Raw genomic sequence first — 16,403 nt, forward strand, 5'->3', positions numbered from 1 at the left:
TTTATATCACTCTTAATAACGCTAAAGCCGAGACAATACTTGTTCAATATACTGCTTGGCTTCTTCATTTTTTTGCTCTGTTGCTAGCAGCAAGGCACGCTCTAGCTGAAGTGTTGCTTGTGTTGTATCGCCCGCATTCAAAAGAATCTGCCCATAGCGTAAATTGTAAATAACAGAGTTAGGCATAATCGCAAGTAGTTCATCAAACACGTTTTTTCCAAGTGTTCTATTGCCTTGCGCGAATAAATATTGCCCTAGAGCAAGCTGATTGGCCTTAATATCAATCGAGTACCCATAGCGCTGTTCTAGTTTTTGGTGATATTCTCGCAACCCATTTAGGCCTGACTTGTCAAATTGAGCATAATCTTGAAGCTTTATTGCGCCAAGAATATGTTGTAATCCATGTCTTAGCGCTAGCTGTGCGCCTATATGATAATGATGTTGACTTAAGTCCTCCAACATCAAGTGTTGGTGTCGTTTTGAAACGGCGAGTGCAGCAAAAAACGGCCTATTTTCGTCAAAGCTGCCAAGACTGATATATAGGTTATTGGTGAGTTTGCCCTTGGCGATGTTGTCACTAATATCTTCTATTAGTTGCTTGGGAAGTTGACTCCAAACTGGCGCAGACAATATCGCGCCTTGGAAATAACCGGGCATCTTTCCTAATAAATTCAAAGCAATCGCCGCCCTGCTTGAGTACCCTTCAATGACTTTAAACGGCGAAAGATTAAATTGCCGTATCAATGTTGGTTCAACTTCACTTGCTAACACGCGAGCTAGCAAAGCAAAATACGCTTGGTCAGATAACTTGTCAGCCTCAGCAAAATTCAATTTGGGCACTCGCACAATCACAAGTTGCGGGATAGGTGAAAAACTAGTGTGACTCAACCAGTCCACTTCAGCTTTCAGTACATCAAAACGACTCTCTCCCGCAGTTGTATAAAGCGTTGAGTATGGCTCCTTTCGGTTAACATCAAAATCAAAAGGCAGATATATTTGTACATCAACAGGCCCTCCCACTAACTTTGAACTCACAGTGATATGCTGTAATTTTGAGGCTATCTGAGCGTGAGTAACTAACGCAAACAACGCGCAATTTAGCCACATCAAACTTTTTAAAAGTATTTTCATGCTTTTCTCCATTTTTGGGTAAGCTTATGAAATAAAAACTTTTAAAACTTGATGCATTGCTTATTTTTTATTGATGAATTGCTGATGTGGATCAATCGGAGTTTGTCAGAGGCTAAATATCAAGTGCTAACATGGTTACCTAAGTCGCAACGTTTAGCACAGTGACTATGGTTGTAAAAAGTGATGGTAAGGCTTACTAATTACGCGTATACACGTTAAGCAACGGAAACTTGTTCTCACCGAAAGCCAGTGTGAGTGAAAGCGTTTCTCCGCCATCAAAGCTTTCAGAAAGCTTCATCGGCGCGATCCTTTGCCCGTTAGCTGTTAGTGCCAGCAGGTGTTTTTGTGTTAATGTGCGGCGGCCGCTCGATTGATTTTTAATCGTGATCATTGCCCAGCGTTCACCGTTTTCGTTACTCATCAGTACCGCGTTAAGTACCTTGAAGTCACTGATATCTGGGTAAATATTGGCATCATTCGGAAAAGCCAGTTCCATATTGTTAGGCACTACGCTATCAATCGTTAATGCTTCTTCAGCTGCCTGTGCATTCACAGCCAACATAAGTAACCAAAAACCGCTTATTATCCTTTTAATCATTTAATTTTCCTTCTATTTTCCTTTGACTAATTTAGTATGGCGCCAATTTTCGGGTACAACAATACTTGCGCAGCACCAAGGCTACACTACAAAACAAGAATGCCAGACAACACACTGTGCGATCTGGCATTTTCTTAACTACATTGTTGACAGTAGTGACATCAATTATAAAGTTTCTTCTAACCACTTGAAGAATTCACGCTGCCATACTATCCCGTTTTGCGGTGTCAGTACCCAGTGGTTTTCTTCAGGGAAATAAAGGAAACGGCTCTTTAAGCCACGTAATTTAGCGGCTTGGAAGGCTTGCATTCCTTGGCTCAGCGGTACACGGTAGTCTTTACCACCATGGATCACGAACATCGGCGCATCCCACTTATCCACATAGCTGATTGGGTTAAACTGATTGTATGCTTTGCTGATGGCCGCATTGTTTTGCTCCCAGTACGCGCCACCCAATTCGTTGTTCACAAAGAACATTTCTTCGGTTGTGCCGTACATACTGCGCAAATCAAAAATGCCACAGTGCGCGATAAAGGTTTTGAAACGACCATCATGATTGCCAGCTAAGTAAAACGCAGAGTAACCACCAAAACTTGCACCAACTGCCGCGATACGTTTGTTGTCAACATATGACTCTTTCGCAACATCGTCGATTGCGTCTAGGTAATCTTGCATTACCTTACCACCCCAATCTTGGCTGATATCTTTGTTCCATTTCACGCCGTGTCCAGGCATACCACGACGGTTTGGCGCAACCACAATGTAGCCTTGTGATGCCATCACTTGGAAGTTCCAGCGGAAGGAATAAAACTGTGATAACGGCGACTGTGGACCACCTTGAAGGTATAACAGCGTTGGATATTGCTTACGCTTATCAAAATTAGGTGGGTAGATAACCCAAGTTAGCATGTCTTCGCCGTCTTTTGTCTTCACCATTCGCTTTTCAACGTTCGGTAAATCCAAATCAGCATAAAACGCCTCATTCACATTTGTCAGCGCAACAAGCTTTTTACTATTCAGATCAAAGCGGAAGATCTCTTTTGCTTGATTCATGCTATTGCGAGTAACAACTAACTGATCGTCTAGGGCAGCGACAATGCTATTTACATCAAACATGCCCTTAGTTAGCTGCTTAATTTTTGGATTGGCTTTGGTTTTGCTGCTCACCGCTACTTGAAATAGCTGGATTGTTCCGTCAATTGGTGCAATAAAATAAATATGCTTGCCATCGTGACTCCACTCAAAACTGCTTACCGTGCCGTCCCAATGCGCAGTTAAGTTGACTTCTCTGTCACCCAACTTAACGATAATGTCATTTTTATCCGCCTCGTTACCCGCTTCATCCATACGTAAGAAAGCCAGCAACCCTGTCGATGAGAACTCAGGGCTTTTATCATAACCCAAGTTTTGCTCGGTTAGATTGGTGGTTTTCTTGCTCGCTAAGTTATAACGATAAATATCTGTGTTGGTGCTGCCCGCATATTCTGCGCCAGTCAGCTTTTTACTGACGTAGTAGATATTTTCACCTTTTGGGCCCCAAACATAGTCGCTTGAACCACCAAATGGTGACGTCGGGCTATCAAAAGGCATGCCTTTCATGATGTCGACTTTTTCTTCTGTGATTAGGTCCTGATAAAACACATGTTTAACACTGCCGTCTTTCCAGGTATCCCAATGGCGGTAGTTTAAGTCGTCAAATACATAAGCATCTGCTTGCGTAAGCGCTTTATGCCTATCCGTGGCCAGCACAGCTTCAACATTGACGGTGTCATGAAATAGTTTTTTGCTACCATCTGGCGAAATATTGTCGTCTGACAATATCCCTTGATACGCGCTTAAAAGATGAGACGCCCCACCCTTTAACGGCACTTGATAAACTTTGCTATCAAAGTCATTGTTTTCAACACTAGGAGTTGTAACTCGATAAATCACATGGGTTTTGTCTTTAGATAACCCAAGCGCACTCACGCGCTTTACTTGCCAAAGCTTGTCTGGGGTCATTACCTCTTTGGCAACTAACCCAAAACTTGGTGCTAATCCTAAGCTAGCACATAAAAGAATTCGCAACATCGCGAAATGCCTCCAATAATCAAATCCCACCTAGACTACATAAAGCGAGAAGAACTTAAAAGCATTCGCGATAAGATACTTTCGTCTCTAGTGCAAGTCACGAGCAAGCAGTAGAAGTTGCTCAAAATGAATTTACGTTGTGCTGTAAGTTGGCAATTCGGTATTTTCTGGGTGTTTGGTTAAACAATTTCTTAAACGCTTGCACAAACGCAGAGTCAGAAGCGTACCCCAACTCGATAGCAATTTCCTGTATGCTCTTTTGCGACTCTAACAATTGCAAAGATAAAACTAACCTCACATTTTGTCTCCACCGTGAAAATGATTGAGAAAACTCCCTCGAGCACAATCGCGACAAAGTGCGCTCAGAAGCGCCCACTTTTGTTGCCCATTCCTTTAACGTAAATGGTAAATCCGGTTGCTCTTTAAGCTGTAAGAAAATGGATAAAAGACGTTTATCGGTAGGTATGAGCAAAGGTATTTCATAACGGTTTGCGATCTCGATCTGATCTCGCAATACGGTTAGCAAATGTGTAATATTGGACTCTGCTTGAGTGAGCGTCTCGTTTTCAAATAGAAGCAGTATTAATGCTTTAATAAATGGCGTTACCAGACAGGATTTTGGTTTGTCTCCATACTGAACATATTTGTCGGGATTAAGGTAAATCGCCAAAAACTGTGTATTTGTGATCGCTATGGATTTATGCACTGTATTTGCGGGTATGTAGAGCATGCCATTGTGAGGAACAATCCCGCTTTTATCGCCGATACTTGATTGCAGCAGCCCCTGCAAAGGAAACACAATTTGATGCCACGAATGCGAGTGGAAGTCATCAACATAGCCAGAAGCCATATTCGTCGTTTTAGTTATGATTTGTTTATTAGGAGAACCTTTAATAAGGTCATTAGCTTGCATTTTGGCGACTTATCAACATTAAACGTCTGTTAGTATAAATTACGCCATCCAAATTTAATATACCATCTACAGCCTATCGTTAATTAAAAGGCACAAAGATGCATATTCACTTTATCGTTCATGAACATTTTGAAGCGCCCGGCGCCTATGAATCGTGGGCAAATAAACGCGGCCATACCATTACCTACTCGCGAGTTTATCAAGGAGAACCGCTCCCAAAAAATGCCAAAAACCTAGATTTTTTGATTGTAATGGGAGGACCTCAAAATCCGTCGACAACTATTGAGCAATGCCCACACTTCGATACAAAAGGTGAGCAAGAAGTCATCTTGAACTCGATTACCGCCGGAAAAGTTGTGCTTGGTATATGCCTAGGGTCGCAACTCATTGGTGAAGCGTTAGGTGCAACATTTGAATCTAGCCCTGAACGTGAAATAGGAAAATACCCGATAACTTTGACGGAAGCTGGGATGACACATCCATTATTTAGTCATTTTGGAAAAGTGTTGGATGTCGGTCATTGGCATAATGATATGCCGGGGCTCACCAATGGATCACAAGTGATTGCATATAGCGCCGGGTGCCCAAGGCAAATTGTCGCCTACAGAGACCTAGTATACGGTTTTCAGTGCCATATGGAATTTACTAAAGATATCGTCGCATTACTGATTGAAAATGACGATCTCAGTGACGCGTTGCAGCATCGATTTGTAGATGAGCCAGACGTTTTACTGAATCATAACTATGACGAAATGAACCAAAAACTGTATGGTTTTTTAGATAAGTTAGAAAGCTTTTATAAATCAAAACGAGGGCGTTCAGAATTCTATGTCAGCCTAAATTGCTAAGTATCTAGCACGCCATCTAACCTACCTTCGAAGTAGGCAGCTAATTGCGACAATGTCAGGTTCCAACTGTGGATTGGCATTGTTCTTTGCATTTCTCTGTAATTCTCCAAGGCGGACATTTAGCTAACTCATTACCGTTTAAAACCCAGAACGAGTATCCGCCCATACCTTGATAATGCGCGTATTCCCTACCAGTAGTTATCCGAATCTGAACTAAGCAGAGAAATACAAAAAAGGGTTGAGATTAATTCAGCTTATTGTTCGCGGGTTACTCAGTCCCACCTACTTAGTCGATCCTGAATATTGACGTTTTAATGCTTAGGCTGGCCGAACTAAATCAATCCAAATTGGGCATTAGCTTTATCGACAGCTCTGTTATTACGTAGCGCTTTTCGCTGCTAAGAACTGATATAAAGTCCAGGCATAAAAAAGCGGCAGTTGGGCTAGGATTTTACGGCAGTTTTGACCTACACCCGCAAGCACTGCGTTAAGCCTGTCACCGAGCTTTCCTTTTAAACGGTTAAGACCCAAGTGACCATCTTGTTTCACGTGCCCGATGATTGGCTCTATCGCTTTGCGTCGCTTGAGATTTTTCTTAATGCTCGGCGTCACACCGCGCTTTTGCCCTGCAATATACACATCATAACGTTCTGCAAAGTGCCCGCGATAACCTCTATCTACAAAACAGCTGTATGGTCTTTTATCCGTGACATTTTCTACTATTCTCAACGTTTCCCATAACGTGTCACCATCATAGGGATTGCCGTGCATTGCATGAGCGCACAACACAAACTGCTCTTTCAATGTTGTCGCGACGCTCACTTTGACACCAAACTCATATGGCTTTGCGCTTTTCCCCTTGGCGATACATTCAACATCCGGCTCATGTAGGCTATAGAGTTTGTTTTTACTCGTTTTTTCTTGTTTTAACAGTCGCTCAGCCTGCTGTAGGGTATCGAAGAATTCCTTGCTTGGTTGCTCGGTGATTTTCCGCAAGATGTCTTTCATCACTCGCCTGAGATAGTTTTTCTGTTCTTTCAGTGTCTTCTTCATCCGTTTAAATTGTTTGGCATGAGCATAACTTGCTACCTTTTGAGCGGCCTTAGGGCCTACTCGTTCATAACTTTGCCTAAGCACAATACCGACTTGCTTAGCAAAGCCAACCAGTTTATTGCGGTATTTTTCTAGTAGTTTACTGTCTGTTAGATGGGCAATATTTTTCTCCATGACGGTGCTGTCTACGACTACTTCTCGCAAGCCTGAAGGTTTAATAGTATTACTTTTAAGGCCCGCATCTACCGTGAGTGACAGCATTAACTCAACGCCATCCTTACCAATTCACTTGAGAAAACGTGTCATTGAACTGGATCGCAAGGAGGCTCATACGTAAAAAATTGCATGCCACAAAAATATTGCCAATACGGGTTTTCGCACCACATATCCACTGTGTTTTCGTCAGACAGTTTGTGAATTTGTTTCAGATATTCGAGACCCGCAAGCAGGCGGATAGGCTTGGCGCAAGCGCCTTTATCGCCATAATGCTGTTTAAATTCAACCTCTAGGCGCTGCCAATCAATGAGTTTTGCTAGCTTCACTAGCTCATGACGCGGTGAAACAATATCAATAAGCTCGACTTGAAACAGGTGCTTTTGTGGTGTTTGCGTGGTTGGTTTTGGTTTCATTTTTACACTCAAATTGCAATGTTTTGGTTGTGTGATTCAAAAAAGTTGCAATTTGAGGGTAGTAAAATCGTTTAGATCTTCAAGTAATTCAATAAATTAAATTGGTTTCAGGAGCGACTAAATACCATGACTAAATCTATATTGAGTACGCTCAAGGCCGTTTCACGCCCAGAGAAAAGCACCACACCAGAGGCTAAACGCCGTGACAAGCTAATCAACCGCCTTCAAATCCAATTGGAAATGGCAACGGCGCAGGTTAACGGTGAATCCTACACCAGCTACAAGGAGAAGTGGCAGAAGAATGAAGAAACAAGTCAACAAGAGAAAGTTAAAATCACCAAGAAGGTAAGCCCTTGGTTCTACGCCAAAGGCGGTAAATACTACTTGGAGGTGCGATACGCCAACAAGCCACAGGAACTGTCCAAAGGAACCCACGCCATTGAGGTTGGTGACAAAGAAAGCTTACCGACGGTGATCCAAACCGTGATTGATGCCACCGCCGACGGTGAACTGGATAAAGCGCTCGAGGTGGTCTCCAACAACTTACCTGTCAACAAAGCCTAACCCAAACCTAAGATAAATAAAATTCACCCACTAATAGGCCGCAAATTAACCGACTATTTGATTTGTCGGTTAATTTGTTTTTAGGCATATTTAGACCGAAGTCCCAGGGTGAGAGCATACTTCGTTAACGACCATTAACCAAAGATAAGCTCTGCCCTGAATTCATCGTCAAAGCTAGCCCGAACACACTTGCCACGTATCGAATCCTTACGGCCTATGTGCTGCTTTACTAGATTGCGAACAACCCGTCTGAACAGCGCCATGTTTTCCGCCGAAATAGGCTCACTTATCTGACAGGCATCTTCTTTAAACACCACGTCCAATACCCAATGCTGCTGGTTCTCGATGTGCCAATGATGGCGGATAGCTTTTTGTAACATCTGTGCATCAGGCTCAATTGAAGTGACATAGAAGTGCGTGTCTATTTTTGTTACCGACTCGGATTGATTGTGTCTTTCAACGGCGACCAGCGAAGTGATCCCAGGCCATTTTTCTCTTATCTCTTCAGGCAGATTGTCGGCCTTCAGAACATAAGTGACGCGTGTTTCCTGACGTCCATGACCATTGCTGACTTGTACATCTTCAGGCAAATTCTTTTCTTCTGCAAAGGCTGTTTCAAAACATGAAGTGACTGCTTTATAGAGTGTTTTCTGGTTTGCTTTGACCTGAACCAGATAGTCAGCCCCTCTTGAAATCAGTGCTGAGAGCGTCGCTTTCTGACAACGTAGTGTATCTAGTGTGACAATAGAATCTGAAATATCGAGCACATCTAATAAGGCCCTAACTGCCGGTATCTCATTGGACTTATTTTCTACCGTTCGCTGATACAAAGTTAAACCAGACTCGCAATCAAAAACGGACACCAAGTGTAAGTTATCCTAACGCTTTTTACTGGCACCGCGCAGAGTTTTACCATCAAACGCAATGATTGGCCTACCAGCGCAGTTCGTTGACCCAACTGAACAAGGCCAAAACCAACGAATCAGTCTCCACGGTTTTAAGAATACGTACAATGCTATGTCGCGTAGGAATACCATGCTTAAATGCTCTGAACTGCCTGAGCCAGGGCAGTTTACTGTGCCCGAACACCTCGATATCTTTCCAGCCTTCACAACCAGATAAAACTGCCGAGATGATAAGAAACAAAACATCAGTAAGATCATGATGTTGATTGATAGAAGAACCCTTATCTTCAACAAGTTTAAGGTGGCAAAATAGCGACATAATTAACAAGTAGATAGTGATAATGTGGGCGTTATTAGATCAGAAAAGAGGCGGGTGTTAAAGCCTTTTTACAAAGTGTGATCCCGCCGTGACCGAAGTCCAATTTCCTCAACTTCTAATAGCTGTTTTAAGTAATCTTGTGATAAATGATCAACTACTACCATGTATTCTTCATATCCAGCAGGCCTTTCAGCAAGTATTGCTTTATAGAATTCCTTGTTAATCTGAAATACCGATTTAGTTAAATCTGAGAATTCTCCCAAACTACTCAAGCGCTCGATATTATTCACCTCCCACTCTAATGCACTTATGATATCTTTACCTTGTTCTTTTGCTTCACTCAGAAGCTCCCTTGCACAAGATAAAATAAATGAGATAGCCGAGTTAGCTTGGTCTCTGTGATAACCTGATGGTGGCATATAATCTCCTTACCATTTTCTTTTAAAACACTTTAATGCGACTACAAAAAAGCTCATGGCACTCGCACTAGAAATAACTAAAATTGGGACAATGTTCAAAATTGCTTTCATGATATCACTTGGATTCACCACAATTGCAGCAAATAAGGTTGTAAAGAATGTAATCAAAACCGCAGCCATGTTTTTTGAGCAACAATCTTTTAACCAAATAAATATGTCCTTGACCTGTTCTTTTACCGCCTGATCTGTGAGAAGTTTACCATCGTCAACTCTTTCTTTCACTACCCCGAACCAATAACCACTCAACCAAAAGGCCAACACTAAAAATATAGTAAAAAAGGTAATAAATAGATGTTCCTCAAGAATTAGGCTTACTAGTTGTGTAATCTGTTCATCAGTGCTTGACGTTAATTGTGTATGATTGGTTAATTCTATTAAGTCACTCATATGACAATTCCTTTTCTCTGAATCAACTTCGGTTCCATAACCCATATACGATTGACGAACTAAACACAGTCAACCATGGAGAGTATTCATATACATCGTATGGGCTGCCAAATATTAAAGGGGATACAGCTGCAAAGCATCCAATAGCTATTGATAAAACACCCGCTATTTGAGATCTAGCTTTACCGTAAATTGTAGCTAGAACCAAGGGTAATAAAGCAAGCTGAAACGCCCAACATGTATACAGCACAGCATCAAATCGATTTCCCGCCAACTCGCTTAGTGTAAAATAAATGAGTAACTGTAAAAATATAGTCACCACGGTAAAGAAAGATATAACTACATGCTTTGTAACTAAGCTTCCTGTCGACTTTTTCTCCAGCTTAAATAGGTCGTTGGCAACGGTAAATGAGGATGAAGCAAATAAAGAGTCAACTGTAGAATACATAACAGAAGTTAACGACAATACAAGCAATCCAGCTAACAAAATCGTAAGCGGTTGAAACAGTTTATTACTAAAAACTAGATTAGACAGTTGATTAATCATCACATAAGGGTCAACTTCAGATAACGCGTACTTGAGAAACACTCCAAATATAACGAAAATAGCCCAAGTTAGTGGTGAATACAGTGCAATGACTTTTAATGCTTGCCTTAACCTTGCTTTTGTTTCGTCTAAATTGCCTTCTGATACTTCGACAGACAATAGACGTTGCCATTGGCCTACATCAACAAGTTGATAAAAAGCGTTTGCAACAAAAAGACTTAATAAAGAGAGAAAAGAAAAGTTACTTGATAATGCTTCTGTAAAATATTCGCCGATACTTGAAGCCGTCACACCAAACTTCAATAAAACTTCTAACAATATTGCCAAATACATGAAAGCAACAAACCATACACTCATTAAGGATAAGTAATCCTTTAGGTTTTGCTTTGAGTCGAAAGAAGTCTTTTTAAATGCTATTACGCTAGAAAAAACCGTCATGAGCATCAATGTGATAACGGCTGGAGTTGAAAATAACTCACTAAAATGCCTGACTATTAACGCCATAAATAGATTAAAAAGACCATAACCTAACAATAGTTGTATACGATCAGTCCATACAACATTAGAGAAGCCACCTTTTAACATGTAGGTTCCACTAACCCCCAAAAAAGCGATCATCAGTATAATGCTAGAAGAGTCTGTACCTGTCAGGCCGACGGATACTATTTCTGACACGTATTTAATTTCAAACATCGCCGGTCCAGCTAAAGCAACTAAAGTCACTATCGATGCTAGAATAGCTAATAACCTCTGATTACCACCATTAGATATGAATTGGTGTAGTGTTCCAAAAGACTCTGACGTAATAAAGTCATCTAACTTGCCTGACTTCAAAAAATAGCTGACGAAATAGAACCCAACTCCCCAGAAAATAGGCACCAATAGTGTCCATAGTCCAAAAATAAACCCCCATGTCGCAAATAGAGTAATACTGGCAATCTGCAATGAATACATTACTGTACTGTCAATAAAGTGGCTTGCTTTTATTTTCCGGGAGGCATAATGATATTCAGCAGAGGTGGTTATAGGTGCCATAAACAGAGTTTTAACGATATAAAGAATAGGCCCCAGAAATAGAGTCAATAATATAGCTGTAGAAACTGCCATGTATATCCCTGATTTTTTGTTTCAGATAGTTATAATTAACTAAAAAGCTACCACAAACTGAACAAAAATAGAACCAAATCCGTTCACAAAAGAACAACTTTGAGATATCTGAGTTCGTTTACAAGTTGCGTTGTTTGTCTTGTAGATTAGTATCTGCTTTACTAGGAGGCTACGTTGTACTAGTCTTTTTATTATGAATGCGGAAAGCATAGCATCTAAAGTGGATAACTAAACACAGGTTATCACCGACACTCACCACAATTTGCACCTATATTATGATGGGTGTCCGCTATCAGCTTGGTTTATTTTAAAAACAACAACTTAAACAGGTTCTAAAAATACTTTACCCATCTCGCCGATGTTTTCCGTTTATAACCTGCAAACCATTTACATAATGGGTATAAAAGCACACTTAAAAACATTGCGAATAGCCATATCTGCCAAACATGATAAAAGCCAAAATATGCAGTTTGACTGCTACCATAGTGCTGATTCGCACCAAATAGCCATTGTGCCAATATACTAAGAACAAGTAGCGCGTATAGGTGCGTAATGTAGAAAAACATCGGCGCTGACCCTAATACGCGAACTGGCTCTAATACTCTGAGCGCATTAGTCTCTAAAAACGCTAACACCAATGCACCAACTCCCAAGGTAAGTAAAATAAAATCGAGAGACGGCGGATATTTAGTAAAGTTAAAAAAGTCCATCGTGGTAAGAAGTGTTGTTGCCTGTTGAGACCAATCAAGCGTTTCTCCGTACAGATTTAATCCTCTTAAAATCACTAAACCCGCTAACAGAGCTGTCCCACTTTGCAATAAAATGGTTTTACGTACTTGCGATGACACTGAGCTTGAAAATAAAGGCCCTACCGCATAGCCGCACAAGATAACGCCAATCCAAGGTAAAACCGGATAAGACGCTTTTACGTTAACAACAGCATCTGTTACTAAATAACCTCGGTCATGCAGAATCGTCCAAACGGTATAACCTATTTCGTTCGGTGCAAACCCGATGGGCGACAATAAATTATGACCAGCCACAATACTTACCCCCAATATTGCAATCACACTGCGGGGTAAAGCGACCATCAGTGCCAATACCAACATACTGACGCCAATTGCCCAAATAACTTGCAAGTACAGTGTTTGATACGCGCCAAACCAAGAAAAATTAACCAGTGTCATTTCAAGTAAAATTAAAAATAAGCCACGCTTTAAAAGAAATAACTGGGCCGACCGCTTTGCGCCATTTGCGGGGTTTTCATACAACCAAGCCGATAAACCTGTCAAAAAGACAAAAATAGGCGCACAAAAATGGGCACTTAAACGGGTAAAATACAGATCTGGACTCGTGGTATGAATGTCCATTGGATCAAGAACTGGTACATGCAAGAAAAAACGCTCTCTCACATGGTCAACCAACATAAATAACATCACGATGCCACGCAGTATATCGATAGAAGACAACCGTGTTTTACTGTTTTGCAGATTATTCATTACACTCTTTCTCGTGTTAAAAACGAAAAAACAGTCCAAGTAAAATGACTCAGACTGTTACTCTCTCGACAAGCAGAAGACCTAAAATATGCTAAGATTTTACGCTTGTATTAGGGATCAAAACTGATACTTCACACTTGCGCTGTATGTTGTAGGTGATCCCGGCATGGTCCATAGTTTGTGATAGGAGTTTTCAAAATAAGTCTTATCAAACAGGTTGTTGATGTCCAGTTTCACACTTACCTTGTCATTTAATTCAACCGAGGCCGATAAATTAACTAGCGTATAGGATGGCAAAATGAAGTTTGCGTCTGTTGTTTCGCCCAGACGATCACCCACATAATTCACGGTTGCCCCAAGATAGGATTCTTTTCCTAAAAAAGTGGTGTAATGCTTTAGTGAAACATGACCAATATGATCTGCAATATTGATCAAACGTGAGCCCTTGGGAATAGGCACGCCCCAGTCTGCATTAATCACATCATTTGCAGTTTTTGCGTCGGTATAAGTATAAGCAAGCGCGAGTACAGTCTCGTCGGTTAACTCAGTCGTTAATTGAAATTCAATACCTTGGCTTTCTACTTCGCCCAAGGTTGCCGATAGGCCTGTGTCAGGTTCAGCGGTAAGCATATTGGTTTTTTGCGCATCAAACAGTGCAATGCTACCCGAGAAACGATCCGCAACACCTTGCCATTTAGCGCCGATTTCAAAAGATTTAGTTTCCTCTGGTTCAAACGCATTACGATTAGAATCTAAACCTGGATTTGGCCTAAACCCTTCTGCGTAACTTGTATACAGATTAACTTTGTCATTCGCGTTATAAATAAAACCCAAACGTGGCGTAAACTCGGTTTGCTCTTGGCTTTGCGCTTCATCACTACGAAGGTTAAGAATGTCTTGCTCAAATTTATCAACACGGACACCCACTAATACTTTCGATTTCTCGGTCAATTCGATCAAGTTTTGGGCATAAATACCTAGACCTTTTTGGCTTTCTTCGGTCAACGTTTTTAATACAGGCTCTGGTTGTGTTTGCGTGTAGTCTGGGTTATTTGGGTTAATGCTATAGGTAGTATCGCCCTCCCCCCATGCCGTACGCCATACTTTATAGTCAGTATCAATGTCAAAATTATAGTGATCAACGCCCACTAGAATGTTGTGCTTTACACTGCCAAATTCAATTTCACCACTGAGTTCAATACGCGCAGAAACATCCAAAGCTTCGTAGTCTCGAGCACGTCTTTGACGAGAAAGTAGGCTCGCGTCTGTGTATATCAGCTGTCGACCATCCGATAATTCGGTATCTGAAGATACACCTTTAAATGAAGAATCTCGATAAGCAAACCCGGTGAGTATGTGCCAATCATCGCTTAACCTATGGTTTAACATTAACTGATGACCTAGGGCTTCAACTTGGTGCGCACCATCACGAATATCACCGTAAAAAGCGTCCGTGTTAACGTCATCAAAGCTATTATTTAGAATATACACACCTCTATCCAACGGCTTTTTCTGATCGAGTACTTCCATTTCATAGCTCAGACTCGTGTCATCAGAAATATTCCACAGTACCGACGGCGATAAGTGCAAGCTTTTGATTGAAACATGATCTCTATGTGTGTCTGAATCTTCATATGCGCCATTTAGTCGATAAGCAGTTTCTTTGGTAGCTGAGTTTGTGTAATCAAATTCAAACTGTTTTTTACTGTAATTACCAAACGTTGCTTGAATATAACCTTGCTCTTCGAACTGAGGCTTTTTGGTAATGATATTGATAGTGCCACCGGGCTCCCCTTGCCCATATAACGCAGAGCCTGGACCTTTCATGACTTCAATGCTTTCGATATTGGCTGTACTTCTATTGCCGTTGTAGCCTCGAGAATTAAAGCCATTGACAAGATAGCCTGATGGATTATTTTCATCGCCCGAGAAACCACGGATAGCAAAGCTATCAAACATGCCTCCAGAGTTATTTTGCCTAACAACACTCGGTGTGAGTTCTAACGCTTCCATAAAGCGAGTAATACTTTCGCTTTCAAGCAGTTCTGAACTAATGGTATCGACTGCTTGAGGCGTTTGAATTAAAGGTACATTACCACGATAGGGCTGCCGAAACTGTTTAATCTCTATACGTTCGATTTCCCGGCTTGGGCTATGATTTGAAGCTGATTCTTGCGCAGTAGTGCCATTAGCCACCAAAATGAGGGAGAGTAGTAATTTTTTGTTCACTGGTATCTCTATTTTCTGGAATTCAAAATTTGATACAATATAACATACTACATCGTATTATTGTTATTTGATAAACTGTCAATCGACGCTTTTTTTGTGTATTTGGTCGAAAGCTCTCTCTTGTTTGAGATTGTTTGCTTCTGAAGCTGAGCTGTATTTATCTGAATTAGCTCTGAGCGGTGTGATTAACGAGGGATATTAACGCTATAAGTGCCTAGCAGTTTTGCACATTCATACTCGTACTGAGTATTTATTCTCCAGTACACATGAACTTTATACGTTAATTTAGTCGGATAGGTTAAAAAATTACAGTTTTCTCGGGCCACATTACCCTGTCAAAATAGTAAACTTTTCGACTATATCCTTATCAATCTCCTTGATCAGGGTATGTGACAAACCTAAATTTTTGGCTTGATTGCGAAACGAGCGAGTTATTTCGAAGATTTCTTCAACCATCACCATAATCGCTTTCTTTGAAGATAACCCAGACTGAGCAGCTTACTGGTCTAGCGCGCGCTTTGGCGTTCGGCCATTCCCGCCAAATGCCGTCATATGCTCTTTGTAAGGGCTGGGGCTATAAACAATGTCGTAGAAAGGCGATAGTGTCCAGTTATCGGTGTCACTGGCAAGAAAGCTAAAGTTCTTACTGTGATCATCTTGGTTAACCGTTAGGTAATTAAAAATGTAGCGCTTAATAAGCTTTTGAGACTCAGTAACACTGCACATGATACGCGTAGCTTTAACTAGGCTGATTTAAGCATGTCGAAGCACATCCTCTATAGTTTTATATTCAGGCTCAGATAACTTTGTCAGCTCTTTCACTTTTTTCAAGTCACCGACAGTCTCATAAAGCATAAGAAACTGCCGCAATGAGATGTTACCAGATGACTCAAACTTTCGGATCGTAGCATAAGGCACACCAGAGAGATCGGCCATCTTCTGAACACTGAGTTTATCTTTTTTCCGAGCGGATTTGATAAACTCTTTGAGTTCCATCTGCATATCATAAGATGATTTTTTTGCCATTATGATAGCAGAAACTAAAGCAAGACTGACATCCTTCAGATATAGAAAAAGAGGTAGTGAGGTATGTTTCCCAATGTGCCAACTATTGAGAAAAAGGCG

Annotated in this window: 15 protein-coding genes and 1 pseudogene; 2 read left to right on the forward strand and 14 right to left on the reverse strand. The window is 41.1% G+C overall.

The genetic code is table 11. The annotated features are described in order from the left end of the window. Window positions 1–21: 21 nt before the first annotated feature. The 4 genes from NO992_RS10760 to NO992_RS10775 all read right to left on the reverse strand — a co-directional run bounded on the left by NO992_RS10760 (window position 22) and on the right by NO992_RS10775 (window position 4,712). Window positions 22–1,131: a tetratricopeptide repeat protein gene (locus tag NO992_RS10760; RefSeq protein ID WP_371376912.1), complete on the reverse strand. Its 1,110-nt coding sequence runs from the start codon at window positions 1,129–1,131 to the stop codon at window positions 22–24. Window positions 1,132–1,327: 196 nt separating this feature from the next. Continuing rightward, window positions 1,328–1,729, reverse strand: a complete 402-nt coding sequence (locus NO992_RS10765; protein WP_349196225.1) for a hypothetical protein — start codon at window positions 1,727–1,729, stop codon at window positions 1,328–1,330. 165 nt (window positions 1,730–1,894) lie between these two features. Continuing rightward, window positions 1,895–3,799 (reverse strand): alpha/beta fold hydrolase, encoded by a 1,905-nt coding sequence (locus NO992_RS10770; protein WP_371376916.1) that lies wholly within the window; start codon window positions 3,797–3,799, stop codon window positions 1,895–1,897. 121 nt (window positions 3,800–3,920) lie between these two features. After that, a complete protein-coding gene (locus NO992_RS10775) occupies window positions 3,921–4,712 on the reverse strand; it encodes an AraC family transcriptional regulator (protein WP_371376919.1) in 792 nt (263 codons plus the stop codon). A gap of 98 nt (window positions 4,713–4,810) precedes the next feature. Here NO992_RS10775 and NO992_RS10780 point away from each other — a divergent pair, with 98 nt between their 5' ends. Continuing rightward, window positions 4,811–5,560, forward strand: a complete 750-nt coding sequence (locus NO992_RS10780) for a type 1 glutamine amidotransferase (protein ID WP_371376921.1) — start codon at window positions 4,811–4,813, stop codon at window positions 5,558–5,560. 378 nt (window positions 5,561–5,938) lie between these two features. Here the strand turns inward: NO992_RS10780 and NO992_RS10785 are convergent, their stop codons facing one another. Further along, window positions 5,939–6,898, reverse strand: coding sequence for an IS5 family transposase (locus NO992_RS10785; RefSeq protein ID WP_371377162.1), 960 nt, complete (start codon window positions 6,896–6,898; stop codon window positions 5,939–5,941). Between the two features lie 17 nt (window positions 6,899–6,915). Beyond that, on the reverse strand, window positions 6,916–7,242 hold the full coding sequence (locus tag NO992_RS10790) for a transposase (protein WP_371376924.1): 327 nt from the start codon (window positions 7,240–7,242) through the stop codon (window positions 6,916–6,918). A 126-nt stretch (window positions 7,243–7,368) separates the two neighbouring features. Between NO992_RS10790 and NO992_RS10795 the strand changes: the two genes are divergently transcribed. Then, window positions 7,369–7,806 carry a DUF6641 family protein gene (locus NO992_RS10795; RefSeq protein ID WP_371376927.1) on the forward strand — a complete coding sequence of 146 codons (438 nt, stop codon included), beginning with the start codon at window positions 7,369–7,371 and terminating at the stop codon, window positions 7,804–7,806. A gap of 134 nt (window positions 7,807–7,940) precedes the next feature. On the opposite strand, the pseudogene NO992_RS10800 reads toward NO992_RS10795, so the two are convergent. From NO992_RS10800 to NO992_RS10835, 8 genes and pseudogenes are all read right to left on the reverse strand, one after another. Further along, window positions 7,941–9,030 (reverse strand): annotated as a pseudogene (locus tag NO992_RS10800) (ISAs1 family transposase). Between the two features lie 68 nt (window positions 9,031–9,098). After that, the gene (locus tag NO992_RS10805) at window positions 9,099–9,449 is read right to left on the reverse strand and encodes a hypothetical protein (protein WP_371376930.1); all 351 of its coding nucleotides are present in this window, start codon (window positions 9,447–9,449) and stop codon (window positions 9,099–9,101) included. A gap of 9 nt (window positions 9,450–9,458) precedes the next feature. Further along, window positions 9,459–9,896, reverse strand: a complete 438-nt coding sequence (locus tag NO992_RS10810; protein WP_371376933.1) for a hypothetical protein — start codon at window positions 9,894–9,896, stop codon at window positions 9,459–9,461. A gap of 22 nt (window positions 9,897–9,918) precedes the next feature. Beyond that, entirely contained in the window at window positions 9,919–11,550 is a 1,632-nt protein-coding gene (locus tag NO992_RS10815) for a hypothetical protein (RefSeq protein ID WP_371376936.1), read from the reverse strand. A 332-nt stretch (window positions 11,551–11,882) separates the two neighbouring features. Next, window positions 11,883–13,049: a DUF1624 domain-containing protein gene (locus NO992_RS10820; protein ID WP_371376939.1), complete on the reverse strand. Its 1,167-nt coding sequence runs from the start codon at window positions 13,047–13,049 to the stop codon at window positions 11,883–11,885. A gap of 117 nt (window positions 13,050–13,166) precedes the next feature. Next, complete coding sequence (locus NO992_RS10825) at window positions 13,167–15,278, reverse strand: TonB-dependent siderophore receptor (protein WP_371376942.1); 2,112 nt, start codon at window positions 15,276–15,278, stop codon at window positions 13,167–13,169. Window positions 15,279–15,776: 498 nt separating this feature from the next. Next, the gene (locus tag NO992_RS10830; RefSeq protein WP_366033862.1) at window positions 15,777–16,031 is read right to left on the reverse strand and encodes a HipA domain-containing protein; all 255 of its coding nucleotides are present in this window, start codon (window positions 16,029–16,031) and stop codon (window positions 15,777–15,779) included. Next, on the reverse strand, window positions 16,032–16,304 hold the full coding sequence (locus tag NO992_RS10835; RefSeq protein ID WP_349196217.1) for a helix-turn-helix transcriptional regulator: 273 nt from the start codon (window positions 16,302–16,304) through the stop codon (window positions 16,032–16,034). It lies immediately after the preceding gene. Window positions 16,305–16,403 lie beyond the last annotated feature (99 nt).

Source organism: Pseudoalteromonas sp. DY56-GL79 (assembly GCF_041414765.1).
Classification (GTDB): Bacteria; Pseudomonadota; Gammaproteobacteria; order Enterobacterales; family Alteromonadaceae; genus Pseudoalteromonas; species Pseudoalteromonas piscicida.